Annotated in this window: 23 protein-coding genes; 14 read left to right on the top strand and 9 right to left on the bottom strand. The window is 73.3% G+C overall.

Features of this window, described 5'->3' with window-relative positions:
• Positions 1–2 precede the first annotated feature (2 nt).
• A complete protein-coding gene (locus tag FXF68_RS33880) occupies positions 3–311 on the bottom strand; it encodes a hypothetical protein (protein WP_148766577.1) in 309 nt (102 codons plus the stop codon).
• Positions 312–449: 138 nt separating this feature from the next.
• Here FXF68_RS33880 and FXF68_RS33875 point away from each other — a divergent pair, with 138 nt between their 5' ends.
• A complete protein-coding gene (locus tag FXF68_RS33875) occupies positions 450–1,346 on the top strand; it encodes a VOC family protein (RefSeq protein WP_187438236.1) in 897 nt (298 codons plus the stop codon).
• A gap of 70 nt (positions 1,347–1,416) precedes the next feature.
• Here the strand turns inward: FXF68_RS33875 and FXF68_RS33870 are convergent, their stop codons facing one another.
• The 5 genes from FXF68_RS33870 to FXF68_RS33850 form a co-directional block, all read right to left on the bottom strand.
• Positions 1,417–2,313, bottom strand: coding sequence for an SDR family oxidoreductase (locus FXF68_RS33870; protein ID WP_148766573.1), 897 nt, complete (start codon positions 2,311–2,313; stop codon positions 1,417–1,419).
• A gap of 153 nt (positions 2,314–2,466) precedes the next feature.
• A complete protein-coding gene (locus FXF68_RS33865; protein ID WP_187438235.1) occupies positions 2,467–3,135 on the bottom strand; it encodes a TetR/AcrR family transcriptional regulator in 669 nt (222 codons plus the stop codon).
• A gap of 253 nt (positions 3,136–3,388) precedes the next feature.
• Positions 3,389–4,597, bottom strand: a complete 1,209-nt coding sequence (locus FXF68_RS33860) for a CaiB/BaiF CoA transferase family protein (RefSeq protein ID WP_148766569.1) — start codon at positions 4,595–4,597, stop codon at positions 3,389–3,391.
• Between the two features lie 14 nt (positions 4,598–4,611).
• Positions 4,612–6,258 carry an AMP-binding protein gene (locus FXF68_RS33855; protein ID WP_148766567.1) on the bottom strand — a complete coding sequence of 549 codons (1,647 nt, stop codon included), beginning with the start codon at positions 6,256–6,258 and terminating at the stop codon, positions 4,612–4,614.
• Positions 6,259–6,275: 17 nt separating this feature from the next.
• On the bottom strand, positions 6,276–7,148 hold the full coding sequence (locus FXF68_RS33850) for an acyl-CoA thioesterase (RefSeq protein ID WP_148766565.1): 873 nt from the start codon (positions 7,146–7,148) through the stop codon (positions 6,276–6,278).
• A gap of 158 nt (positions 7,149–7,306) precedes the next feature.
• Between FXF68_RS33850 and FXF68_RS33845 the strand changes: the two genes are divergently transcribed.
• Both FXF68_RS33845 and FXF68_RS33840 read left to right on the top strand, forming a co-directional pair.
• Positions 7,307–8,521 carry an amidohydrolase family protein gene (locus FXF68_RS33845; protein WP_222870206.1) on the top strand — a complete coding sequence of 405 codons (1,215 nt, stop codon included), beginning with the start codon at positions 7,307–7,309 and terminating at the stop codon, positions 8,519–8,521.
• Between the two features lie 90 nt (positions 8,522–8,611).
• The gene (locus FXF68_RS33840) at positions 8,612–9,130 is read left to right on the top strand and encodes a DoxX family protein (protein WP_148766561.1); all 519 of its coding nucleotides are present in this window, start codon (positions 8,612–8,614) and stop codon (positions 9,128–9,130) included.
• 22 nt (positions 9,131–9,152) lie between these two features.
• Here the strand turns inward: FXF68_RS33840 and FXF68_RS33835 are convergent, their stop codons facing one another.
• The 3 genes from FXF68_RS33835 to FXF68_RS33825 are packed head-to-tail and all read right to left on the bottom strand — an operon-like array spanning position 9,153 to position 12,117.
• On the bottom strand, positions 9,153–9,875 hold the full coding sequence (locus FXF68_RS33835) for a TetR/AcrR family transcriptional regulator (protein WP_187438234.1): 723 nt from the start codon (positions 9,873–9,875) through the stop codon (positions 9,153–9,155).
• A 26-nt stretch (positions 9,876–9,901) separates the two neighbouring features.
• A complete protein-coding gene (locus FXF68_RS33830) occupies positions 9,902–11,053 on the bottom strand; it encodes an acyl-CoA dehydrogenase family protein (protein WP_148766556.1) in 1,152 nt (383 codons plus the stop codon).
• A gap of 2 nt (positions 11,054–11,055) precedes the next feature.
• Complete coding sequence (locus FXF68_RS33825) at positions 11,056–12,117, bottom strand: acyl-CoA dehydrogenase family protein (protein WP_148766554.1); 1,062 nt, start codon at positions 12,115–12,117, stop codon at positions 11,056–11,058.
• A 403-nt stretch (positions 12,118–12,520) separates the two neighbouring features.
• On the opposite strand from FXF68_RS33825, the gene FXF68_RS33820 reads away from it, so the two are divergent.
• From FXF68_RS33820 to FXF68_RS33770, 11 genes are read left to right on the top strand one after another with little or no spacing between them, the layout of a single operon-like run.
• The gene (locus FXF68_RS33820) at positions 12,521–13,636 is read left to right on the top strand and encodes an ABC transporter substrate-binding protein (RefSeq protein ID WP_187438233.1); all 1,116 of its coding nucleotides are present in this window, start codon (positions 12,521–12,523) and stop codon (positions 13,634–13,636) included.
• 12 nt (positions 13,637–13,648) lie between these two features.
• Positions 13,649–14,515 (top strand): branched-chain amino acid ABC transporter permease, encoded by an 867-nt coding sequence (locus FXF68_RS33815; RefSeq protein WP_148766550.1) that lies wholly within the window; start codon positions 13,649–13,651, stop codon positions 14,513–14,515.
• An 18-nt stretch (positions 14,516–14,533) separates the two neighbouring features.
• The gene (locus FXF68_RS33810) at positions 14,534–16,417 is read left to right on the top strand and encodes a branched-chain amino acid ABC transporter ATP-binding protein/permease (protein WP_148766549.1); all 1,884 of its coding nucleotides are present in this window, start codon (positions 14,534–14,536) and stop codon (positions 16,415–16,417) included.
• Positions 16,417–17,169, top strand: a complete 753-nt coding sequence (locus FXF68_RS33805; RefSeq protein WP_148766547.1) for an ABC transporter ATP-binding protein — start codon at positions 16,417–16,419, stop codon at positions 17,167–17,169. The genes FXF68_RS33810 and FXF68_RS33805 overlap by 1 nt, the downstream gene beginning before the upstream one ends.
• Positions 17,170–17,192: 23 nt before the next feature.
• Positions 17,193–19,349, top strand: coding sequence for an acetate--CoA ligase family protein (locus tag FXF68_RS33800; RefSeq protein WP_187438232.1), 2,157 nt, complete (start codon positions 17,193–17,195; stop codon positions 19,347–19,349).
• 5 nt (positions 19,350–19,354) lie between these two features.
• Positions 19,355–19,807, top strand: coding sequence for an FAS1-like dehydratase domain-containing protein (locus FXF68_RS33795; RefSeq protein WP_148766543.1), 453 nt, complete (start codon positions 19,355–19,357; stop codon positions 19,805–19,807).
• Positions 19,804–20,238, top strand: a complete 435-nt coding sequence (locus FXF68_RS33790; RefSeq protein ID WP_148766541.1) for a MaoC/PaaZ C-terminal domain-containing protein — start codon at positions 19,804–19,806, stop codon at positions 20,236–20,238. The genes FXF68_RS33795 and FXF68_RS33790 overlap by 4 nt, the downstream gene beginning before the upstream one ends.
• Positions 20,235–20,645, top strand: coding sequence for a Zn-ribbon domain-containing OB-fold protein (locus FXF68_RS33785; RefSeq protein ID WP_148766539.1), 411 nt, complete (start codon positions 20,235–20,237; stop codon positions 20,643–20,645). Before FXF68_RS33790 ends, FXF68_RS33785 begins: the two co-directional genes overlap by 4 nt.
• Complete coding sequence (locus tag FXF68_RS33780; RefSeq protein ID WP_148766537.1) at positions 20,635–21,798, top strand: acetyl-CoA acetyltransferase; 1,164 nt, start codon at positions 20,635–20,637, stop codon at positions 21,796–21,798. The genes FXF68_RS33785 and FXF68_RS33780 overlap by 11 nt, the downstream gene beginning before the upstream one ends.
• Before the next feature lie 56 nt (positions 21,799–21,854).
• A complete protein-coding gene (locus FXF68_RS33775) occupies positions 21,855–22,613 on the top strand; it encodes an enoyl-CoA hydratase/isomerase family protein (protein WP_148766535.1) in 759 nt (252 codons plus the stop codon).
• 21 nt (positions 22,614–22,634) lie between these two features.
• Entirely contained in the window at positions 22,635–23,447 is an 813-nt protein-coding gene (locus FXF68_RS33770; protein ID WP_222870205.1) for an enoyl-CoA hydratase/isomerase family protein, read from the top strand.
• The last annotated feature ends 58 nt before the right edge of the window (positions 23,448–23,505 follow it).

Below are 23,505 nucleotides of genomic sequence, written 5' to 3'. Positions count from 1 at the left end.
GCTCAGTCGGAGGACGGGAGCGGCTTGGCGTCCTTGATCCCGAGCGGCTCGTCCGCCACGGCGAGCGACCCGGCGCCCGGCCGGGTGCACAGCAGCTCGAAACTGCCGCCCGCGTCGACGTAGCGCTTGCCGAGCAGCACCCCGGCGGCGAAGCCCGGGTCGGGCGCGGCCCCCTCCGGCGCCGGGTCGTCGATCCCGAGCATCGGCCGCCCGCCGCACCGCAGGTCCACCTCCCCGCCGCCCGACCGGACCACCACGACCTCCGCCTCACACACCGCGCTGCGCAGTCGCGAGCCGATTCTCAGAATCATGGAAGACCCTCCCCGACCGGCGGAAACCCGGTCTACGGCAGTACCTCTGACACCCTGTAAACAACCAACCGTCTGGTAGATATGTTAGGGCCGGGCGAGCGGATTCGCCAGGGCCGGGCGAGGAGAGGGAGCGGAACGTTGTTCGAGATCGGCAGGTTCTACCACGCGATCCACATGGTGTCCGACCTGGACGCCGCCGACGACTGGTACGACCGGGTGTTCGGCGTCGAGCGCTTCTACAAGGGCCACCTGGCGGTGGAGAAGCGGGACGCCTCGCTCGTCGTCATCGCCGACTTCGTCATGGAGCCGATGACGTCCAGCCGGCTGCCGGGCGCCGAGGCGACGCCGGTCGGCCGGTTCTACGCGAGGTTCGGCCAGCACCTGCACTCGCTGGCCTGGTACGTCACCGACCTGCGCGGCCTGTACGAGCGGCTGCGGTCGGCGGGCGTCCGGGTCACCGGGCCGGGCGGCGGCGACATGGAGTCGGGCGAGTTCCCCGGCTCCCTCTACACCCACCCGAGGGACAGCCACGGCGCCATCGAGTTCGTGGACGCCGGCGCCGTGAGCGAACTGGTCGACCCCCGGTTCCGTCCCGACTTCTCCACGGCCTACTGGAGCGACGAGCATCCGCTGGGCGTCGAGCGCGTCTCGCACCTGACGGTCGTCGTCCGCGACCTGGAGCCCGCCGTCGCGTTCTACGCGGACACCCTCGGCGGCGAGGTCATCCGCAGGGGGCGGGGGACGGACGGTGCGGACAGCGCGTTCGTCCACGTCGGCGTGGACACCGTCATCGAGCTGGCCCGTCCGGACGACGACAACGGCCCGGCGGGACGCGACCTCGCGCGCAACGGCGAGATCCTCCACTCTGTCACGTTCAAGGTCCGGTCGCTGGACGCCGCGCGCAAGCACCTCAGCGCGTGCGGGGTGCGGATCGCGGACGAGGCTTCCGGCGAACTGCTGCTGGAGCCGGACGACTGCTTCGGCGCCGTCCTCCGGCTGACCGAGAACGCGGCCGGGGACGCGGCCGGGGGCTGAGCCCGTCGCGGCCGTGCCGCCGTCCTCCCTCCTGACGGCGGCACGGCGCGGCGGCGCGACGCCGACGCGGTCAGCGGAGGGAGACGTTCGCGGCGGCCTTCGCGACCAGGTGCGGCATGACGACGGCCAGCTCGGACGGCTCCCACCGCGCGCCCTTGTCGATGACCGGGCCCTCGCGCCACCCTTCGAGGACGCTGATCCGGCCGCCGTGGACGTTGAAGACGCGCCCGGTGACGTCCTTGGAGTCGGGGCCGGCCAGCCAGGTCACGAGCGGCGCGATGTTGTCGGGGGCGAAGGGGTCGAAGTTCTCGCGGGCGGCCATCCGCTCCTGCCCGCGCGGGGTGATCATCCGGGTGCGGGCGGACGGCGACACCGCGTTCACCGTGATCCCGTACCGGGCCAGCTCCAGCGACGCGATGATCGTGAACCCGGCGATGCCCGCCTTGGCGGCGCCGTAGTTGCTCTGCCCCGTGTTGCCGAACAGGCCGGACACCGACGAGGTGTTGACGATGCGGGCGTCCACCGGAGCGCCCGCCTTGGAGCGCTCCCGCCAGTGCCGCCCGGCCTCCCGGGTGACGAGGAACGTGCCGCGCAGGTGGACGGCGAGGACGGAGTCCCACTCGTCCTCGGTCATGTTGAGGATGGTGCGGTCGCGGAGGATGCCCGCGTTGTTGACGACGGCGTGCAGTTCGCCGAAGGTGTCGAGGGCCAGCCGGACGAGCCCGGCGGCCCCGTCCGCGGTGGACACGTCGTGGCCGCTCGCCACGGCCTCGCCCCCGGCCGCGACGATCTCCTCGACGACCTCCTTCGCCGCGGCCGAGTCGGGGTTCGCGCCGTGCACGTCGCCGCCGAGGTCGTTGACCACGACCCGGGCGCCCTGGCGCGCGAGCTCCAGCGCGTGCCCCCGGCCGATCCCCCGTCCCGCGCCGGTGACCACCGCAACCCGGCCTTCGCAGATGCTCGCCACTGCCGTACTCCTCACTCGTCGCAGACCCGCCGAAGGCGGGTGGACGACCCGCCCCGGAGCCCGTCCGGGCCCTGCTAGACTACCAACCGTCTGGTGGATATCCAATTGCCGGGAAAGGTTTATCCCGGCGAGCGGGCGGAACGAGGAAGAGAATTACGCGGATTCGGACGACGCCGCGGCGGCCAGCTCGTCGGAACCGCCGAGCCCGCGGATGAAAAACGTCGCGTACCAGTCGGCGAGTTCGACGTAGGAGAGCCGTCCGGAAGGCTTGAACCAGCGCGGCGTGGTGTTCATCAGCTCGAACAGGGTGCTGGTCACGACGCTCGGGTCGACGCCCGAGTCGAAGTCGCCGTCGCGCATTCCCTGCTCGATTATCTCCTTGGCGAAGGCGCTGAATTTGTCGCGCTCGGCGATGACCTCCTTCAGCCGCTTGCCGCGCAGCCGGCTGAACTCGCTCTCCGCGACGCCGCGCCAGAGCCGCTGCTTGCGGTTGAGCGCCATCCAGCGGCGGATGAAGGCGCGCAGGCGGACGGGGGCGGGGGCCGCCGCGACCTCGGGCTCCTCCACCAGCGAGGGCTGGTGGGCGGCGAGCGCCCGCTGCACCAATTCAAAGAGCAGGTCTTCCTTGTTCTTGAAATAGTAGTACATGCTGCCCTTGAGGATCCCCACCGTATTGGCGATGTCCTGCAGGCTGGTCGCCTCATAGCCCTTCTGCGAGAAGATCTTCGCCGCCGCCTCGACAATCTCTTCCCATCGCTGTTCTCCGGCGATGCGCGTTTTGGCGGCGCCGCGCTGACGCCCCTGAGACACGCTCAAAACCATCATTCCCTTCATCGATTCGGCGTGCCGCACAGTCTACCAAGGGCATCGTTCCAAAACCGCCGGGACAACGATGTCCCGCGCCCTCGCGGCCGCCGCCCCAATTCGGCCGGACGCCGCGTCCGGGGGGCGCGCGGGCGCAAATCGGACGCCCGCTCAGGCGACCGCGGCGACGCGACCGCGGCGCGAGGATCGCCTGAGCGCCACTCGGGGTCTGGGGGGTGGTCCCCCAGATGGACAGAGTTACGCGACAGACTTACGCGATGGCGCCTGTTTCCTTGAGTCGGGCGATCTCGGGCCAGTCGCGGCCGAGTTCCAGCAGGACCTCCTCGGTGTGCGCGGCGGCCTCCGGCGCGGGACGCAGCTCGGGCTGCCGCCCGTCGAACCTGACCGGCGCCCGGACGAGCGTGATGTCCTGCCCGGTCGGGTGCTTCACGTCGGTGACGTAGCCGTTGGCGGTGACCTGCGGGTCGTCGAGGACCTCGGGCAGCGTCTGCACCGGCTCCCACGGCCCCTTCAGCGGGCCGAGCCGCTCGCGCCACTCCGCGAGGGTCGCGGAGCCGAACGCCGCGGCCAGTTCGGCGACGCATTCGGCGCTGTTCGCCGTCCGGTCGGCGGCGCTGCCGAAGCGCGGGTCGGCGGCGAGGTCGTCCCGGCCGAGGTGCCGGCAGAGCGGCCCCCACCAGCGGTCCGACTCCAGCATGAGCAGCGCGATCCAGCGGTCGTCGGCGGTGCGGTAGACGTGCGAGATCGGGTTCGGGACCTTCACCTCGCGGCGGCTGAAGTCGCCGCCGATCGCCTTGGAGTAGACGACGTCGCTGGAGTTGACCCAGAGCGCGGTGGCGAGGAGCGACACGTCCACCTCGGACGGCGTGCCCGTGGTGGCGCGGCGGTAGAGCGCGGCGGCGACGCCGAAGGCGAGGTTCATCGCGCCGGTCTTGTCGCCGAACCCGGGGCGCTGCCGCGTCGGGCGCTCCGCGCCCTCCTCGGTGAGCGCGTGCGCGATGCCGCCGCGCGCCCAGAACGCGCTCATGTCGTAGCCGGGCTTGCCCGCGTCCGGTCCGGCGGGGCCGACCGCGTCCGCGCGGACGTAGATGACGTCCGGGTTCACGGCGCGGATGTCGTCCAGGTCGATGCCGAGCTTGGCCCGGTTGCCGGGCAGGAAGCTCGTCATGAACACGTCGCAGCGCGCGGCCATCTCCAGCAGCAGCGCGCGGCCCTCGGGCCTGCCGATGTCGAGGCCGACGCTGCGCTTGCCCCGGTTGGTCTGCTCCATCGTGACGCTGACCCCGTCCAGGGTCGGGGTGATGCCGCCCGTGGAGAGGCCGCGCTGCGGGTCGCCGCGCAGCGGGTGCTCGACCTTCACCACGTCCGCGCCGAAGTCGGCGAGGACCGCGGCGGCCGCCGGGACGAACGTCCACGTCGCCACCTCCAGCACCCGGACGCCCTCGAAGATCCCGTCCATCCCGTCCTCCGTCGTCAGGCCGCCGGGTCGGCGAGCGACTCCCGCAGCGCGTACTTCTTGATCTTCCCGGACGCGGTCCGGGGCAGGTCGTCCACGTACCGCCAGATCCGCGGGATCTTCTGCGGGGCGAGCCCGCCCTGCCGCAGGAACGCCGACAGGGCCTCGTCCGCCACCGTCACGCCCGGCCGGAGCAGGACGAACGCGGCGGGCTGCTCGCCGAGCCGCTCGTGCGGGGCCGGGACGACCGCCGCGTCCAGCACCTCGGCGTGCCGGACGAGCGCGTCCTCGATCTCGCGGACCGAGATCTTCTCCCCGCCGCGGTTGATGATCTCCTTCGTCCGCCCGGTGACCAGGCAGGAGTGGCGGGGATCACCCGCGCCGACGTCGTGCGCGGTGAGGCGCCCGAGGTCGCCGGTGCGGAACCAGCCGTCGTCGGTGAAGCCCTCGCGGGTGTGCTCGGGGTCGACATAGCCGAGCGCGAGCTGCGGGCCCCGGACGAGGAACTCCCCCGCCTCCCCGGCGGGCAGCTCCGCGCCGTCCGGGCCGAGCACGCGGACCTCGCAGCCCGGCATGATCCAGCCGTCCGTCGCGAGCCTGATGTGCGGCGGGTCCAGCCGGGGGCTGGCGCCGCTCACGCCCGGGCACTCCGTCATCCCGAACGCGCGGGCCGGGGCGAGCCCCTTCGCCTCGCACGCCTCGGCCAGCGAGGTCGGGATCGACGAGCCGCCGCACGGGTAGCCGCCGGCCAGCGGGAGCCGGTCGATGCCGCGCCGGTCCAGCGCGTCCACCAGCTCCTTCATGAACACGGCGGCGCCCGCGGACGTCGTGACCCCGTGCTCGCGGATGTCGTCGATCGCCCGGTCGGCGTCCCACCGGTCGCGCAGCACGACCGACGCGCCCGTGTAGAGCGGGACGGCGATCGCCGACAGCAGGCCGGTGGCGTGCGCGACCGGCGCGGGCATGTAGGCGCGGTCCGTCCAGGTGGTGCCGGACGCGCGGGTCGACCGGACGGGCGAGGCGATGAGCCCGCGGGTGCTGTGCACGACCGCCTTCGCGCCGGACGTCGTCCCCGAGGTGAAGCCGATGAGCGCGGGCGCGTCCGGGTCGACGTCCACGCCGATCGCGCCGCGCCCGGTCACGGTCGTCTCGAACGGCGTCCAGCCGGTGGCGGCGCCGCGCAGCACGACCCGGACGGACGGCTCCCACCCGGCCATGCGGCACGCCTCGTCCACCAGCTCGGGATGGCGGCACCTGCGGAACTCGGCGGCGGTCACCACGCAGGCCGGGCGCACCGTGGCCACGATCGCGGCGACCTCGGCCTCGCGGTAGATCGGCACGACCGGCGCGCTGATCGCGCCCGCCGCCCAGATCCCGTACGCGACGACCAGCGACTCCCACCAGTTCGGGACCTGCCAGGCGACGACGTCGCCGGGGCCCACTCCCCGCGAGGACAGGAACCCGGCGAAGCGCCCGGCGGTGTCGACCAGCTCCCGCCAGGTCAGCTCGACGCCGTCGTCGACGACGGCGGGCAGCCCGCCGAACTCGACGCGGTTGCGGGCCATGAGGGCGCCGATCGAGACGGGCACCTGGTGGGCCCGCCGCTCGTACCGGGCGGTCAGCCCGTCCGGACGCGGCGCGGGCGCGAACACGAACGATCCCATCGGGGCTCCCCTCCCGCTCAGAGGACGCTCGCCCTGTCACGGCCGCCGTCGCGCGTCCCCGCCGGGGAGGCGAACCTGCGGATGATGCTGTCCTGCGCGAACGAGGCGACGAGCCGTCCGTCGCGGGCGAAGGCGTGGCCGCGTCCGTAGGAGCGGCCGCGTCCCGCGTACGGGCTCTCCTGCGCCAGCAGGATCCAGTCGCCCGGGTCGACCTCCTCGTGGAAGGTCACGCTGTGGCCGAGGATGCCGGTGGAGAACTTGTCGTGCGCGTCGGCGACGGAGAGGCCGGGGTGCGGGCGCATCGCGGCTCCGATGAGGAAGCCGGCGGTGGCGTGCGCGAGCATCCCCTGGAGGACGGCCTGCTCCCCGGACGCGCCGGGCGTCCGCGTCCAGACCGCCAGCTCGGTGGAGCCCGCGTCGCCTCCGGGCGCGGTGCCGTTGAGGTCGGCGCCGCCCGCGACGCGCAGCTCGCGTCCGGCGTAGGGGTCGGTGAGGGGTTCGAGCGCCTCGGGCGGCTCGACGTCCGGCATCCGCGCGGCGTGCCTGATCAGGTCCTCGTCGTCGGCGGTAAGGAGGACGTTGGCGCGGGCGCGGAGCCGTCCGTCCTGGGACGCGGTGACGGTCGCGCTCGCCATCGTCCGGCCGGAGTGCAGGGGCTCGACGTCGAAGTCGATCGGCTTCGCCTTGGACGCGACCCGCGCGAACAGCGCGTGCACCGTCTTCACCCGCTTGCCCGGCTCGCCGCGCGCCGCGGCGACGGCGAGCTGCGCGACGAGCTGGCCGCCGAACACCACGTCCCGTTCCGGGCTGTCCACGCTGTTCCCGCGGTAGCGGCCCGGGTCGAGCCGCTCCAGGTCGAGTGCGCTGGCGAGGTCGGCGACGATGCCCATCCGGCACCTCCAGGTTCCCGGGGCGATGCCACGGATCCTAACCTCGGCACCCCTAACTGTCTACCAGTCGTCCGGTAGATAATCACCGTTCGTTGACTACCGGACGACCGGTTGCCAAACTGGCGAGAGGACCACGTGAGAGGACTGCCATGACCACCATGCGGACTCCCGATCTCAACTGGCTGATCTCGGTCGACGACCACGTCATCGAGCCCGGCCACGTGTGGACGGACCGCGTCCCCGCGAAGTACAAGGACGTCGCGCCGCGGCTCGTCGACGACGCCGAGCACGGCGAGGTCTGGGTGTACGAGGACCGCCGGGTGCCGTCGTCCGGGCTCGCCGCCTCCGCGGGGCGCCGGAAGGAGGAGTTCACGCCGAACTCGATCCCCTACTCGGAGATGCGGGCGGGCTGCTACGACTCCGTCGCGCGGCTGGAGGACATGAACCGGGCCGGCATCCTCGCGTCGCTGTGCTTCCCGTCCGTGCCGCGCTTCTGCGGGCAGCTGTTCTGGGAGGCGGAGGACAAGGAGCTCGCGATGCTCTGCGTCCGGGCCTACAACGACTTCATGATCGACGAGTGGTGCGGGTCGGCGCCCGGCCGGTACATCCCGCTCGTGATCGTCCCGCTGTGGGACCCGAAGGCCGCCGCCGCCGAGGTCGAGCGCACCGCCGCCAAGGGCGCGCGGGGCGTCGCCTTCTCCGAGAACCCGGCGCCGCTCGGGCTGCCCACCATCCACGACCCGAAGCGCTACTGGGACCCGCTGTTCGCCGCCGCGCAGGACGCCGAGCTGATCGTGTGCATGCACGTCGGGTCGTCGTCCACGATGCCGAAGATCAGCCCGAACTCGCCGTTCATGGCCAACATGACCTGGGGCGCGAACCGCACCTCCGGCGCGCTCCTCGAATGGCTGTTCAGCGGCGTCTTCCAGCGGTTCCCGTCGCTGAAGATCGCGCTGTCGGAGGGCAACATCGGCTGGATCCCGTACTTCCTGGAGCGCGCCGAGCAGGTCCTCGACCACCAGCGCGCGTGGATCCAGCGGGGCGAGGCGTTCGGCGGGTCGCTGGAGGGCAGGCACGCGGTCGGCTCGCTCGACCTGGACAACTTCGACCTGCGGCAGACCTACCACGACCACGTGTTCGGCTGCTTCATCGACGACATCCACGGCATCCGCAACCTGGACGTCATCGGCGAGGACAACGTCATGATCGAGACCGACTACCCGCACTCGGACTCCACCTGGCCGGACTGCATCAAGCTGGCCCAGGAGCGCCTCGCCGACGTCGACCCGCAGGTCGCCTACAAGGTGCTGCGCGGCAACGCCGAGCGCGTGTTCCGCTTCACCCCCGCCGATCCGCCCGCGGTGACCCCCTGACGCGGATCCGGCGCGCCGCGGCGCGCCGCCGCCGTGGGGGTGCCATGGCGGCGGCGCGCCGCGCCTTCTGAGCGAGTGGAGGTAACGAGGATGGACGAGGTGTCGGCGGGGCTCCTGCTCGTCCGGGTCGTCGTCGGGGTGACGCTGGCGGCGCACGGCTACAACAAGTTCTTCGGCGGCGGCCGCATCCCGGGCACGGCGCGCTGGTTCGAGAGCATCGGCATGCGGCCGGGACGGCTGCACGCGCTCGCCGCGGCCTCGACGGAGCTCGGCGCGGGCGCGCTGTTCGCCGCCGGGCTGCTGACGCCGCTCGCGGCGGCCGGGTTCGTCGGGCTCATGCTCGTCGCGGCGTGGACGGTCCACCGGGCCAACGGCTTCTTCAGCGCGGGGAACGGGTGGGAGTACAACCTCGTCCTCGCCGTCGTCGCCGCCGGGGTGGCGACCACCGGACCCGGCGACTGGTCGCTGGACGCGGCGGCCGGGCTCGACATCGGCGGCTGGGGCCTGCTCGTCGCCGCGGGCGGCGGGCTCGTCGCGGGGGCCGGGCTGCTCGCCGCCTGCTACCGTCCCGCGCCCCGGACGGACGGCGCCCCGGCGGAGGCCGCCTGAGCACCGGAGCCCGCCCGGCCGGTCAACGCGGGCCGTCGCCGTCGGCGACGGCCCGCGAAGCGTCGACCGGCTCCGCGTTCACCGGCTCCGCGCTCACCGGCTCCGCGCTCACCGGCTCCGCGCTCACCGGCTCGGGGGCGAAGAGCCCGTTGGACGGGACGGGGCGCAGCCCGAGCAGCGTCCCGTAGATCTCGATCGTCTTGGCGATCAGCGCCTCCGCGTCCTCCGCCGTCTCGCAGTCGGCGACCTCGCGGGCGACGCCGCCGATGGAGCCGGTGACGATCGAGGACAGCGCACGGTCCGCCAGCGGGTCGCTCACCTGGAGGAGCTTGGTGTTCTGCCGCGCCCACTGCTGGCTGAACCGGCGGGCGACGCCCGCGAACCCTGCGGGCGCGTCCCCGTCCGACACCATCCGGACGAGCCCGCTGTGCTGCCACGCGCTCGTCAGGTACGCGCGGGTGCCCGCGAGGAACAGGCGGCGGCCGTCCGAGACGCCCGCGTCCCGGAGCAGGGCCACCGCCTCGCGCGTCCGGGCGGACTGCGCGTCCATGTAGCGGGACCACAGCGCGTGGTAGACGCCGTTCTTGCTGGCGAAGTGGTAGTAGAGCGCGCCGACGCTGGTGCCGGCGCGCTCGGTGATGTCGGAGACGCTCGTCCCGTAGAAGCCCCGCTCGGTGAAGAGCTCCTCGGCCGCGTTCAGCAGGGCGTGGGCCTGACCGGTCTCACCGGCCTCGGACTTGCGCATGGGCCCCATTCTCCCGCGTCCGCGCCTCACCGAGACGAGGGTTTGCGAGGCATGGAGAGGATGTGCCAGGCGAGCAGGTTCCGCTGGATCTGGGACGATCCGCCGTAGACGCTGATCGGACGGGAGCGGAAGTAGCCCGCGAGCACGTCGGGCGCCGCGCCGGTGACGGCGTCCGCGCCGACGAGGTCCAGCGCGAGGTGGTACAGCGACTGCTCCGCCTGCGACCACAGCAGTTTCCCGACCGATCCCTCGGGGCCGGGCTCGCGCCCGGACACGCGGAGCGAGAGCTGCTGCGCGACGTTCAGCCGGAGCGCCTCGCCGAGCACGTACGCGCGGGCCAGCTCCCTGCGGACCTCGGGACGCGCGGTGAGGCCGCGCGCGGCGGCCGTCTCCTCGATGGCGCGCAGCGTCTTGCGGTAGTTGGAGATCATGCCGACGTCGGCGGGCCCGCGCTCGTAGGTGACGGTCGTCATCGCGATGTGCCAGCCCTGGCCGGGGCGTCCGAGCATCTGGCCGGCGGGGATCACGACGTCGTCCCAGAAGACCTCGCTGGTCTCCGGCTCGCCGTCGGCGAGGACGATCGGCCGCGTCGTGATGCCCGGCGACCTCATGTCGACGAGGAACGCGGAGATGCCCTTGTGCTTCGGAGCGTCCGGGTCGGTGCGGGCGAGCAGCAGGCACCAGTCGGAGTACTGGCCGCCGCTCGTCCACATCTTCTGCCCGTTGACCACGTAGTCGCCGGACGCGTTGCGCTCGGCGCGGGTCTGGAGCGCGGCGAGGTCGGAGCCCGCGCCCGGCTCGGAGAAGCCCTGGCACCACTGGACCTCGCCGCTCAGCAGCGACGGCAGGAAGCGGCGCTTGTGCTCCTCGCTCCCGTACGTGTAGATCGCGCGGCCGAGGTAGTTGACCTGGCCCGGCACCGGCGGCCCGTCGGACGCGCCGACCTCCTCGTTCAGGATCGCGTCGTACACGGGGCTGAGGTCCTGGCCGCCGTACTCGCGCGGCCACGCCATCCCCATGTAGCCCGCGTCGTAGAGGCTGCGGTGCCAGCGGCGGCGGATGGCGGCCTTCGCGTCGTGGTCGGCGGCGGCGTCGTAGTCGGCGGGCGCGTTCGCGGCGAGCCAGTCGCGCAGCCGGGCGCGGAACGCGGCCTCCTCGGGGGTGTCCCGGAAATCCATGATCAACCCTCTTCCGGCCCGGGGCCCTCGCCCAGGCGCAGGTCGGCGACGCGGAGCAGGCTGTGCCCGGCGTCGCCGAGCACCTGGCGGTCGAGCAGGACGCGGCGCGCGTACAGGTGGGCGACGTGCTCCCAGGTGTGCCCGATGCCGCCGTACACCTGCATGACCGTCTCGGCCACGTCGAGCGCGGCGGACGCGGTGTAGGCCTTCGCGGTGTGCGCGGCGAGCAGCGCGTCGGCGGGCTCGGCCTCGTCGGCGGCCCAGGCGGCGTAGCTCACGCAGGCGGACGCGGCCTCGCAGTGGACGAGGGCGTCCGCGCACATGTGCTGGATCGCCTGGAACGACCCGATCTGCTGGCCGTAGGCGACGCGCTCCTTGGAGTAGGCGACGACGCCGTCGAGCGCGGCGCGCATCGCGCCGACCGCGTCGGCGGCGACCGCGGTGAGCCCGAGCGCCCGCCAGCGGTCGAGGTCGGCGGGGTCGAGCGGGCGTCCGATCTCCTCGGCGTCCGCCGGGGCCGGGCCGGTGAAGCGGGCCAGCTCGCGGGTGAGGTCGGCGCCCGGACGGCGCTTCGCGGCGCCGTCCAGCGGGACGCGCACGAGCCGCCGCCCGTCCGCCAGCGCGAGGCCGTGGGTCGCGCCCCACGAGTCGAACGCGACCGCGCCGCCGAGGTCGTCGGCGGCGGCGATGCCGGACAGGTCGCGGGTGAGCAGGACGGCGTGCCGCTCGGCCCCGTCCGCGGCGCGCTGGAGCAGGTCGGCGGGCGCCCCGGCGAGCGCGAGCAGCTCGGTGGCGAGCACCGCCGAGCCGAGGTAGGGCAGCGGCGCGAGCGCGCCGCCGAGCGCCTCGGCGACGATCGCCGCGTCCACCCCGGAGCCGGTCGGCGCACCGGACCCGTCGCGCACCCGGAGGCCGAGCATGCCCGCCTCCGCGAGCGCGGCCCAGCCCTTTCCCCGGTCGCTCTCCGCGATGTCCCGCGGATTGCCCGCGCGCACCGAACCGGCCAGCGAACCCATCATTTCCCGAAGCATCTGCTGTTCATCGTTCAGCAGCGCAAGAACCATTATCGGCTCCCTTTGAGCAAGCGAGGATCGCGGCACTGCCCCGGCCGTCGAATTGCTCCGCCCAAGCGGTGTACGACTACCAGACGACCGGTAGGCAACTGAACCTTGTTCAGGGATACCCCGAGAGGCTCCGCCCTGTCAACCCTTGGCCTCTGAGCTGCTCGGTTAGGACGGATCAGTGCCATGTGAACTCGTGCCCGCCGGACCGTTGACGCCCGGCAGGCCGGATGTTACACAAGACTGAACCACATTCACCTGACAGAATCCTTTTTGAGCGGAGGACGTCATGCTTGCTCTGAAACGGGGCAGGAGAATTCTCGGCACAATGGTGTTGGGAACAATTGTCGGCACCGCCGCGGCATGCGGAGGCGGCTCCGCGGATTCTGCGGGGAGCGGCCCCTTCGTGTTCTACGTGTCGATCGACACCTCGGGCCCGACCGCCGTCCTCGGCGGCGGCCTGCTGGCCGGCGCGCGCACGGCGATCAAGGACATCAACGCCAAGGGCGGCATCGGCGGGCGCCAGATCAAGCTGGAGGTCGCCAACGACCAGAACAACCCGACGAAGGCCGTCAGCGAGCTGCAGCGGCGGCTCGCCAAGGGCAAGCCGGACCTCGTCTACCCCGGCGGGTCCAGCGCGGTGTCGATGTCGATGCTGCCGATCCTCACCCGCGACAAGGTGCTGTCGGTCGGCGCCACCAGCAGCATCCAGCTCAACGACCCGAAGAAGTTCCCCTACCACTTCGGCGTAACCCCGCCGAGCTCGGCGTACGTGCCCACGTTCGTCCAGCTCGCGAAGGAGAAGGGCTACAAGAAGGTCGCGATGATCTACTCGGACGACGCGACCGGGCAGAGCTCGTTCAAGCAGTACGAGGGACCGGTCAGGCAGGCCGGGATCGAGCTGGTCAGCGCCGGCTACGACACCACCGCGCTCGACATGACGCCGCAGCTCCAGCAACTGCGCGCGCAGAAGCCGGACGCGCTGATCGTCAACGGCTACGGCACGGCGGTGCTCTACGTGCTGCGCGGCCGGGCGCAGATCGGCTGGACGCTGCCGTCCTACGGCGACCAGCTCGCCAGCCCGTCCCCCATCGCGGGCAAGGTGACCGCGGCGCAGATCAAGAACTACCAGGTCATCATGCAGACGTCCTCGCTCGTCGGGGACCACCAGCACCCCGGGCTCGCCCCCGTGATCAAGGAGTTCCAGTCCTCGGACGGGGCGAAGTTCCTGACCCAGACGGGCGTCGCGGTGTTCACCACGACCTACGACCTCCTCCAGTTCGTCGCCTACGAGGCCGGGCAGGAGAAGACCACCGACGGGCAGAAGCTCGCGAAGGCGTTCGAGAAGTTCAAGACGCCCGCGACCCCGCCGTGGGTCGGCAAGGGGCCGAACGGCGAGGTCACGAAGTACGAGTACACGCCGTCCAACCACTTCCCGATGACGAGCGCGACGTCGTTCAAGTACGTCCAGCCCGGCACGTACGACGCCGACGGGTTCTACGTCCCCGGCAAGGGCTACTGAGGCGGCGGTCCGATGACGACCATCTGGGCGGGCCTCGCTACCGGGGCCCTCTACAGCCTCGTGGCGATCGGCTACAACGTCGTGCTGCTGGCCTCGGGCGTGGTGAACTTCGCGAACGCCTACCTCATCATGATCGGAACGTTCCTCGCCTACGTCTGCCTGGTCGACTGGGGGCTGCCCGTCGCGGCGGCGATCCCGCTGACCGGCCTCGCCGTCGCGGTGATCGCGGTCGTCGAGGAGCGGATCGCGATCCGGCCGCTGCTGAACCGGCAGGGCGGGCACGCCGCGCTGATCACCACGGTCGGGGTCGGCACGCTGCTCGGCGGGATCGCGGCGAAGGTCTGGGGGACGGAGCCGGTCAAGGTCCCGTCCCCGTTCTCCGCGGAGCCCCTGACGCTGCTCGGCGGGACGATCCAGCGCAACGACCTGGTGCTGATCCTGCTCGTCCTCGCCCTCGGCGTCGGCCTGCACCTCTGGTCGCGCCGGACGCTGCTCGGCCTCGCCTCGCTCGCCACCGCGGAGAACCGGCAGGCGGCGCAGGCCCGCGGGCTGAACGTGCGGGCGCTCGGCCTCGGCGCGTTCGCGCTGGCCGGGCTGATCGCCGGGCTGTTCGCGGTGTTCGTCGCCGGGCGCACCTACGCGCACTTCCACCTCGGCGAGACGCTCGCGCTGTTCGGGTTCGTCGCGATCGCGATCGGCGGGTCCGGCAGCCAGCTCGGCGGGCTGATCGGCGGGTTCGCGATCGGGCTGCTGTACGCGGTCACCGCCCGCTACGTGGGCGACTCCTATCCGCAGATCGTGGTGTTCGCGGTCTTCCTGCTCATCCTGCTGACCCGGCCCCGGGGCCTGTTCGGCGGCGCGGCGGAACGGCAGGTGTGAGATGACGGCAGGTGTGAGATGACGACGCTGTCCGCGTCCCGCGACAACCCCTCCGGCGGGAACCCGTCCGGCGGGAAGGCGGCCGCGCCCGCGCTGCTCCGCGGCGGCAGGCCGCTCGCCGGGGCACTCCTCATCGTCCTGGTGCTGGTCGCGCCGCTGCTCGGCCTGAACGACTACTGGGCTCGCACCGTCCTGCTGGTGGCGATCCTGTCACTGCAGGTCAGCGGGCTGAACATCGTCCTCGGCTACGCGGGCGAGCTGGCCGTCGGCCAGGTCTTCCTGTACGCGGTCGGCGCGTACGTCACCGGCTACCTCGGGGTGTCGCACGGCATCACCGACGCCGGAGTGATCGTCGTCTGCGCGATCGCCTGCGCCGTCGTGGTCGGGCTGATCACCGGCATCCCCGGGCTGCGGCTCGGCGGCTGGTCGCTGGCGATGCTGACGTTCTTCCTCGTCCTGATCATCCCGAACCTCGTGAAGGTGCTGGAGTCGTTCACCGGCGGCGCCAACGGGCTCGCGCCGCCCGTCCCGACCCTGTTCGGGACGCCGCTCGGCCGCGACGCCCTCTACATGCTGATCGTCGCGGTGACGGCGGTGTGGTTCCTCGTCGCGCGGAACCTGATCCTGTCGCGGCACGGCAACGCGTTCCTGGTGCTCAAGCAGAGCCCGGTGCTCGCCGGGTCGCTCGGCATCTCGGTGTTCCGGCTGAAGCTGCTCGTGTACGTGACCGGCGCGATCCCGGCCTGTCTCGCGGGCGTGATGTTCGCCTGGCTGGACGGCTTCATCGCGCCGGAGACGTTCACGTTCACAATGGCGCTGAGCATCCTCGCGGCGTCCATCGTCGGCGGGTCCACGTCGATCTACGGGGCGCTCGCCGGGGCGGCGATCGTCCAGCTCGGGCAGCAGTCGTTCAGCTCGTTCCAGGACTGGCAGCTCCTCATCTACGGCGCGTTCCTGCTGGTCGCCGGGATCCTGCTGGCGGACGGGCTGACCGGGCTCGTCCGCGGCCGGGTCCGGCGGGTCGCCCGGCGGTTCGGCGTCCCCGCCCCGGCCCCCGCGCCCGCCGACGCGGGGCCCGCCGACACGGGGCCCGCCGACCTCGGCGCGCTGACCGGCGCGCGGCTGCGGACGAAGGCCCTCTGCAAGTCGTTCGGCGGCAACCAGGCGCTCCGCGAGGTGACCGTCGAGGCCGAGCCGGGCCAGGTCACCGCGCTGATCGGGCCGAACGCGTCCGGGAAGACGACGCTGCTCAACCTCGTCTGCGGCTTCTACCGGCCGACGTCGGGGACGGTCGAACTGGGAGGCCGCGAGCTCGGCGGGCAGCGGCCGTACCGGATCGCCCGCGCCGGGATCGCCCGGACGTTCCAGACCCCGCTGATCCCGAGCGGCATGACGACGAAGGCGTTCGTCGCGACCGGCCGCTACGTCTCGCACCGGGTCCGGGTCCCGGCGGCGGTGCTGCGGCTGCCCGCGTTCCGCCGCGGGTTCGCCGCCGACGACGCCGAGGCCGTCCGGCTCCTCGGGCTGCTCGGCATCGCGGACGTCGCCGACCGGGAGGTCGACTCGCTGCCGCTCGGCACGCGGCGGCTCGTGGAGGTCGCGCGGGCGCTCGCGGCGCGTCCGGCGGTGTTCCTGTTCGACGAGGTCGGCTCCGGGCTGGACGAGGGCGACCTCGCCGGGCTGGAACGCGCCATCCGGATGATCCGCGACGCGGGCGGGACGGTCGTCCTCGTCGAGCACAACTTCCCGCTGGTGCTCGGGCTCGCGGACCGGATCCACGTGCTCAGCCAGGGCGGGCTGCTCGTGTCCGGCACCCCGGCCGAGATCCAGGCCGACCCGCGCGTGCTCGCCGAGTACACCGGCTCGGACGCGGCCGGGAAGACCACCGGAGGTGAGGGCTGATGCTCCAGGTCAGCGGGCTCAGCGGAGGCTACGGCGACATCCGCGTGCTGTGGGACGTGGACCTGCGCGTCCGTCCCGGGCGGGTCACCGCCGTGCTCGGCCGCAACGGCGCGGGCAAGACGTCCCTGCTGAACGCGGTCGCCGGGTTCCCGCCCGGGGTGACCGGCGGGACGATCACCTTCGACGGCCGGGACGTCACCGGCGTGGCGCCGCACCGCCGCGTCCGCGCCGGGCTCGGGTACGTCCAGGAGGGGAAGCAGGTCTTCCGGCAGCGCACGGTCGAGGACAACCTGCTGCTCGGCGGCTTCACGCTCGCCCGCTCCGGGCTCGGCCGCTGGACGGGCGGCCGCAAGCGGAGCCCGGCGCGGCGGGAGGCGCTCGACCGGCAGTACGAGCGGTTCCCGATGCTGGCCGAGCGGCGGCACACGGTGGCGGGCAGCCTGTCCGGCGGGCAGCAGCAGATGCTCGCGATCGCGCAGGCGCTGATGCCGGGGCCCCGGCTGCTGATGCTGGACGAGCCGTCCGCCGGCCTCGCCCCGGTGATCGCCGCCGAGGTCTTCGAGATGATCAGCGCGCTGCGCGCGGACGGCCTGTCGATCCTGCTGGTCGAGCAGGTCGTCGAGTACGCGATGCGGGTCGCCGACGACGTCGCGGTGGTGGACAACGGCCGGATAGCCGCGGCGGGCGACGCGCGGTCCTTCGACGACACCGCCGTGATCAACGAGATCTATCTGGGTGTGGGGAGCCGATGACGGCCGACACGGAGGCAGGCGCAGTGGGGCAGACGAACACGGCGGGCACGCCGACGGGCACGCGGACGGGAATCGAGCGGCTGCTCGCGCCGAGCTCGATAGCGATGGTGGGGGCGTCCAACCAGGAGATGCGGATCGGCGGTCAGGTGTACGGGAACCTGGCGCTGAACTTCAAGGGCGCGCTGTACCCGGTGCATCCGCGCGACCAGGCGGTCCAGGGCGACCGGGCGTACCGGTCGGTCGCCGACCTGCCGGGACCGGTGGACCTCGCGGTGATCGCGGTGCCCGCCGGGCACGTGGCCGGGGTGATCGAGCAGTGCGGCGAGCGCGGCGTCGGCGGCGCGGTCGTGCTGACCGCCGGGTTCGCCGAGGCCGGGCCGGACGGCGCGGCGCTCCAGCGCGAACTGGCGGACGCCGCCGCGCGGACCGGCGTCCGGGTCGTCGGGCCGAACTGCATCGGCTACCTCAGCTCGGCGGGCGGGGTGGCGGCCAGCTTCGCGATGCCGCCGGGCACGCCGCTGCCGCCGGCCGGGCCGGTCGCGCTCGTCTCGCAGAGCGGCGGGTTCGGCTCCTACATCGCGGAGAAGGCGCAGCTCGCCGGGCTGCGCCTCGGCTGGTTCGTCAGCACCGGCAACGAGGTGGACGTCAACATCGCCCAAGTGCTGCGGTTCCTCGTCGAGCGGGACGAGACGCGCGTGCTGCTCGCGTTCAGCGAGACGCTCCGCGACCCGGACGTGTTCGTCGAGACCGCGCGGCGGGCCGCCGAGCTGGACAAGCCGCTGGTCCTGCTGAAGGCGGGGCGGTCGGAGGAGGCGGCGCGGGCGGCGCTCAGCCACACCGCGTCCGTGGTCGGCTCGGCGGAGGTGTTCGACGCGGTGTGCCGCCAGCACGGCGTCGTCGTCGCGGACACGATGGAGGAGATGCTCGACCTCGGAATGATCTTCCAGGACGGGCGGCGCCCGCGCGGCGACCGGATCGGCATCATGACGACGTCCGGCGGCGCCGGGGTGCTGCTGGCGGACGGCGCGGGCATGGCGGGGCTGTCCGTCCCGGAGTTCCCGCCGGGCGAGCGGGACGCGATCGCCGCGAAGATGCCGCAGCCGTTCTACGGATCGGCGTCCAACCCGGTGGACACGACGGCGCAGATCACCGCCGCGCCCGACCTGTTCCAGACGGTGCTCGGCGAGGTCGTCGGCGGCTCGGTGGTGGACATGGCCGCGACCGTGACGTGGGCGCGTCCCGGCGCCGCCAACGACGCGATCATCGAGACCTACCGGTCGACGGACAAGCCGTTCGCGGTGCTGTGCACCACCTGGCTGGAGGACTTCCAGAAGGCCGGGGTGCCGACGTTCACCGACCCGCGGCGGGTCGTCCACGCGCTGGCGGCGCTGGCCCGGCACACGCTGCGCCGCCCGCCCGCGACGCCGGAGTTCGTCCCGGACGAGGACCGCGCCCGCCGCGTCCGCTCGATGCTGGTCGAGGCGCGCAACCTCGGCGAGGACGTGCTGCTGGAGTCGACGGCGAAGCGGGTGATGGCCGAGTACGGGATCCCGGTGACGCGGGAGATCTACGTGCGGGGCGTCCGCGACTCCGGTCCGGACGAGGTCGCCGCGGCGGCCGCGAAGCTCGGCGGCCCGGTCGCGCTCAAGGTCATGTCGTACCAGCTGCCGCACAAGTCGGACGTCGGCGGGCTGCGGCTCGGCCTGTCCGGCGCGGACGCGGTGAAGGACGCCTACCGCGACATGCTCGCCGAGGTCGCGCGCCGCGCCCCGGACGCGATGATCTCCGGGGTGCTGGTCCAGGAGATGGCCCCGGCCCGGCTGGAGATCGGCTGCGGGATGCGGCACGACCCGGTGTTCGGCCCGATGGTCGCGCTCGGCCCCGGCGGGATCATGATCGAGATGCTGGCGGAGACGGCGCTGCTCCGGCCGCCGTTCGACGCCGCCGCCGCCAAGGAGGCGATCGGCGGGCTGCTCGGCGGGCGGCTCGTCGGCGGCTCGCGCGGCCTGTCCCCCGGCGAGCTCGACCTGCTCGCCGCGACGATGACCGGGCTCGGCGCGCTGGCGCTGGAGGTCCCCGAGATCGCCGAGGTGGACGTGAACCCGGTCCGGGTGGCCGACGGCGGCGCCGTGGCGGCGGACGCGCTGATCGTCCTCGCCGACGACGCTGAGGAGAGCTGACCGCGATGGCCGACTTCGGCAAGATCGGCTTCGAGTGGCCGCCGTACACCATCGAGGTGGAGCGCGGGAAGATCGCCGAGTTCGCGCTGGCGGTGCGGGCGTCCGACCCGGTCTACACCGACCGGGCGGCGGCCCGCGCGGCCGGGTACGCGGACGTGCCCGTCCCGCCGACGTTCAGCGCGGTCGGGCAGCACTGGGCGCCGAAGACCTCCGTCGAGGACGACCTCGGCGTCGACCTGAAACGGGTGCTCGCGGGCGGCGCCGACTGGGAGTACCTGGGCGACATCGTCGCCGGGGACGTGCTGACCGTCCGCGGCCGCGTCGTGGACATGGTCGAGAAGCGGGGCAGCCGCGGCCCGATGACGCTGATCATCAGGGAGAACACGTTCGTCAACCAGCGCGGCGAGACCGTGCTGCGGCTGCGCGGCACGATGATCGAGCTCGGAGCGACCCCATGAAGACGGAAACGAGGGCCGCCGAGGTCAGGGTCGGCCCGCTGACCAGGACGGACTTCGTCCGCTACGCGGGCGCGGGCGGCGACTTCAACCCGATCCACCACGACGACGGCTTCGCCGCGTCCGCCGGATACCCGTCGGTGTTCGGGCACGGGCTGCTGACCGCCGGGATCCTGTCCGGCTTCGCCTGCGACTGGCTCGGCCGCCGGAACCTGCGCAGTTACGGCGTCCGGTACGTCGCGCAGGTGTGGCCGGGCGACACGCTGATCCTGTCCGGCGAGATCACCGGCACCACCGAGGACGGCCTCGCGCGGGCGGAGCTGCGGGTGGAGCGCGAGTCCCCGGACGGCGAGCGCGCCGTCGTGCTGCGCGGCACCGCGACCGCCATCGTCAGCGCCACCGTCACCGCCGTCCACCCCGAGGAGGAGAAGTGAGCGAACCGGTGGAACCGGCCCCGCACAAGGGCTACGTCGAGCGGCTCGACAAGGGCGTCCTCGCCTACCAGCGGTGCGACGACTGCCGGGCCGCGGTGTTCCATCCCCGGGTGACCTGCCCCGGCTGCGGGAGCGGGCGGCTCGCCTGGCGGGAGAGCGCCGGGCTCGGCACGGTGTACGCGACGAGCGCCCTCGTCCGCCGCGACGCCGACCCGTACTCGGTCGCGCTGGTCGACCTGGACGAGGGCTTCCGGATGATGAGCTCCGTCGTCGGCGTCCCGGCGGACGCCGTCCGCATCGGGATGCGGGTGCGGGCCCGCGTCGAACCGCGCGACGGGGACCGCGAGCCGCGCCCGGTGTTCGTCCCCGAGGAGGCCGTTCCGGAGGAGGCGCGTGATGGCTCCTGACCTGCGCGGCAAGGCCGCGATCGCCGGGGTGGCCGAGTCGGACCTCGGCGAGGTCGGCCCCGGCCGGTACGCCATCGACCTCGCCGCCCAGGCCGCCGCGCGGGCTCTGGACGACGCGGGCCTGACGAAGAACGACGTCGACGGCCTGTTCACCGCGATCGCCGGGCGCGGCATGGCCCCGCTCGACGTCGGCGAGTACCTCGGGATCAGGCCCCGCTACAGCGACGGGACGATGGTCGGCGGCAGCGCGTTCGTGTCGTTCCTGCACCACGCCGCGCTCGCGATCGCGTCGGGCGCGTGCGAGGTCGCGCTGCTCGTGTACGGGAGCACGCCGCGCGCCGACTCGGGCCGGGCCCGGCTCGGCATGGGGCCGCCGGAGCTGCCGTCCTACGAGGCCGCGTTCCGGCCGCGCCAGCCGATCACCGGGTACGCGCTGGCCACGTCCCGGCACATGCACCAGTACGGGACGACCCGCGAGCAGCTCGCGGAGGTCGCGGTCGCGGCGCGGAGATGGGCGCAGCTCAACCCGGTGGCGTTCGAGCGCGGCCCGCTGACCGTCGAGGACGTCCTGAACAGCCGCGTCATCTCCAGCCCGCTGTCCAAGCTGGACTGCTGCCTGGTCACCGACGGCGGCGGCGCCGTCGTCGTCACCACGCCGGAGCGGGCGCGGGCCGCCCGCAAGCCGCCCGTCTACCTGCTCGGCGCCGGGGAGGCGCACTGGCACCGGACGATCTCCGAGATGCCCGACCTGACCGTCACCGCCGCGACCGAGTCGTCGGCGCGGGCCTACGCGATGGCGGGGCTCGGGCCGTCCGACGTGGACGTCGTGCAGGTGTACGACGCGTTCACCGTCAACACCGTCCTGTTCCTGGAGGACCTCGGGTTCTGCGCGAAGGGCGAGGGCGGCGCGTTCGTCTCCGGCGGGCGGATCGCGCCCGGCGGGGAGCTGCCGGTCAACACGAGCGGCGGCGGCCTGTCCTACTGCCATCCCGGCATGTTCGGCATCTTCACGATCATCGAGGCGGTGCGGCAGCTCCGCGGCGAGTGCGGCGCGCGGCAGCGGGACGGCGCCGAGGTGGCGCTCGCGCACGGCAACGGCGGCCAGCTCTCGTCCCAGGTGACCGCCCTGCTCGGAACGGAGGCGACGCTGTGACCGTCGAGCTGGTCTCGGTGCGCGGCGCCTCCCACACACGAAGGAGGACGCGCCGCATGACGGCCGTGCTGACCGAGCGCTACGGCAGCGTGCTGCTGGTGACGCTGAACCGTCCCGAGGTGCTGAACGCCGTCGACGACACGGTCGTCGAGGGCATGGCGCTGGCCTGGCGGGAGGCCGCGGACCCGGCGGTCCGCGCGGTCGTCCTCACCGGCGCCGGGCGCGGCTTCTGCGCGGGTGCCGACCTGAAGGCGGGGCGGCGGCCGGACGCGGCCCGTCCGGCGGGCGGCCTGCGCGCGACGTTCAACGCCGACATGCTGGCGATGGCCGCGCTGGAGAAGCCGGTGATCGCGGCGGTGAACGGCCCGGCGGCGGGGTTCGGGCTGTCCCTCGCCTGCGCCGCCGACCTGCGGATCGCCTCGCACGCGGCGCGGTTCGTCCCGGCGTTCGCCGACATCGGGCTCGTCCCGGACGGCGGCGGCTCCTACTACCTCGCCCGGCTGCTCGGCTACGCCCGCGCGTTCGAGCTGCTCACCACCGGCCGCCGCCTCACCGCGGCGGAGGCCCTCGACTGGGGGCTCGTCACCGAGGTCGTCGAGCCGGTGGCGCTGGTGCCCCGGACGCTCGACCTCGCCGCCCGGCTCGCCGACCGTCCGGGGCTCGCCGTCCCGCTGACGAAGCGGCTGCTCGCGGGCGCCGCGCGGGCGCACCTGGCCGAGCAGCTGGAGGAGGAGGCGCGGGCGCAGGAGGCGGCGCTCGGCGCCCCCGGCCGCGCGGCGGCGCGCGCCGCGAAGATCGACGAGATGAAGCGCTGACCGCGCGGAACAGGAGAGCACGTGCCCGACTACGGGAGCTTCACCAAGGTCCTCGTGACGCAGGACGACCGGCTGCTGACCGTCTCCCTGAACAACCCGGACCGCCTCAACGCCATGGGCGGCGGGCTGGAGCGCGAGCTGTCGGAGGTGCTGCGGCTCGTCGCGGACGACGACTCCGTCGGCGCGGTCCTGCTGCGCGGCGAGGGACGGGCGTTCTGCGCGGGCGGCGACGTCAAGAGCTTCAACGAGTGGACGACCGCCGCCGAGCAGCCGCCGCCGGCGAGCCGCGTCCTCGGCACGCTGAAGGCGACGGAGATCCTCGACACGATCCTCGCCGTGCCGCAACCGATCGTCGCGGCCGTGCACGGCTACGCGATGGGGCTCGGCGCGACGATCGCGCTGTTCTGCGACGTGGTCGTCGCCGCCGAGGACGCGAAGATCGCCGACAGCCACGTCGCGGTCGGGCTGGTCGCCGGGGACGGCGGCGCGGTCGCCTGGCCGCTGCTGATGCCGCTCGGCGCCGCGCGCTACCACCTGCTCACCGGCGAGCCGCTGACCGGCGCGGAGGCGGCCCGCTACGGGATGGTGCTGCGCGCCGTCCCGGCGGCGGACCTCGCCGCCGAGAGCGAGCGCGTCGCGCGCAAGCTGGCGGACGGCGCGCCGCTCGCCGTGCAGGGCACGAAGGCGACGCTGAACAAGATCGTCCGGGAGCGGATGGCGCTCACGCTGGAGAGCGGCCTGCTGCTGGAGGGCGCGACGTTCGTCAGCGAGGACCACAAGGAGGCGGCGGCCGCGTTCGTGGAGAAGCGCAAGCCCGAGTTCCAGGGCCGCTGAGCGCGCCGGGACCGGCGGCCCCGGCCCGCCGGTCCCCGCCCCCGACGATCTCGTTACC

It is taken from the genome of Actinomadura decatromicini (genome assembly GCF_008121305.1).
GTDB lineage: Bacteria > Actinomycetota > Actinomycetes > Streptosporangiales > Streptosporangiaceae > Spirillospora > Spirillospora syzygii.
The sequence above is the reverse complement of the archived record's forward strand: the minus strand, read 5'-3'. Positions and strand labels throughout refer to the sequence as shown.

Bases quoted from the DNA above. Each gene is read 5' to 3' on its own strand.
- FXF68_RS33845 (WP_222870206.1), top strand. From the start codon at position 7,307: ATGCGGACTCCCGATCTCAACTGGCTGATCTCGGTCGACGACCACGTC.
- FXF68_RS33790 (WP_148766541.1), top strand. From the start codon at position 19,804: ATGAAGACGGAAACGAGGGCCGCCGAGGTCAGGGTCGGCCCGCTGACC.
- FXF68_RS33835 (WP_187438234.1), bottom strand. From the start codon at position 9,875: ATGCGCAAGTCCGAGGCCGGTGAGACCGGTCAGGCCCACGCCCTGCTG.
- FXF68_RS33830 (WP_148766556.1), bottom strand. From the start codon at position 11,053: ATGGATTTCCGGGACACCCCCGAGGAGGCCGCGTTCCGCGCCCGGCTG.
- FXF68_RS33825 (WP_148766554.1), bottom strand. From the start codon at position 12,117: ATGGTTCTTGCGCTGCTGAACGATGAACAGCAGATGCTTCGGGAAATG.
- FXF68_RS33860 (WP_148766569.1), bottom strand. From the start codon at position 4,597: ATGGACGGGATCTTCGAGGGCGTCCGGGTGCTGGAGGTGGCGACGTGG.
- FXF68_RS33810 (WP_148766549.1), top strand. From the start codon at position 14,534: ATGACGACGCTGTCCGCGTCCCGCGACAACCCCTCCGGCGGGAACCCG.
- FXF68_RS33865 (WP_187438235.1), bottom strand. From the start codon at position 3,135: ATGGTTTTGAGCGTGTCTCAGGGGCGTCAGCGCGGCGCCGCCAAAACG.
- FXF68_RS33840 (WP_148766561.1), top strand. From the start codon at position 8,612: ATGGACGAGGTGTCGGCGGGGCTCCTGCTCGTCCGGGTCGTCGTCGGG.
- FXF68_RS33805 (WP_148766547.1), top strand. From the start codon at position 16,417: ATGCTCCAGGTCAGCGGGCTCAGCGGAGGCTACGGCGACATCCGCGTG.
- FXF68_RS33855 (WP_148766567.1), bottom strand. From the start codon at position 6,258: ATGGGATCGTTCGTGTTCGCGCCCGCGCCGCGTCCGGACGGGCTGACC.
- FXF68_RS33880 (WP_148766577.1), bottom strand. From the start codon at position 311: ATGATTCTGAGAATCGGCTCGCGACTGCGCAGCGCGGTGTGTGAGGCG.
- FXF68_RS33850 (WP_148766565.1), bottom strand. From the start codon at position 7,148: ATGGGCATCGTCGCCGACCTCGCCAGCGCACTCGACCTGGAGCGGCTC.
- FXF68_RS33780 (WP_148766537.1), top strand. From the start codon at position 20,635: ATGGCTCCTGACCTGCGCGGCAAGGCCGCGATCGCCGGGGTGGCCGAG.
- FXF68_RS33795 (WP_148766543.1), top strand. From the start codon at position 19,355: ATGGCCGACTTCGGCAAGATCGGCTTCGAGTGGCCGCCGTACACCATC.
- FXF68_RS33775 (WP_148766535.1), top strand. From the start codon at position 21,855: ATGACGGCCGTGCTGACCGAGCGCTACGGCAGCGTGCTGCTGGTGACG.
- FXF68_RS33815 (WP_148766550.1), top strand. From the start codon at position 13,649: ATGACGACCATCTGGGCGGGCCTCGCTACCGGGGCCCTCTACAGCCTC.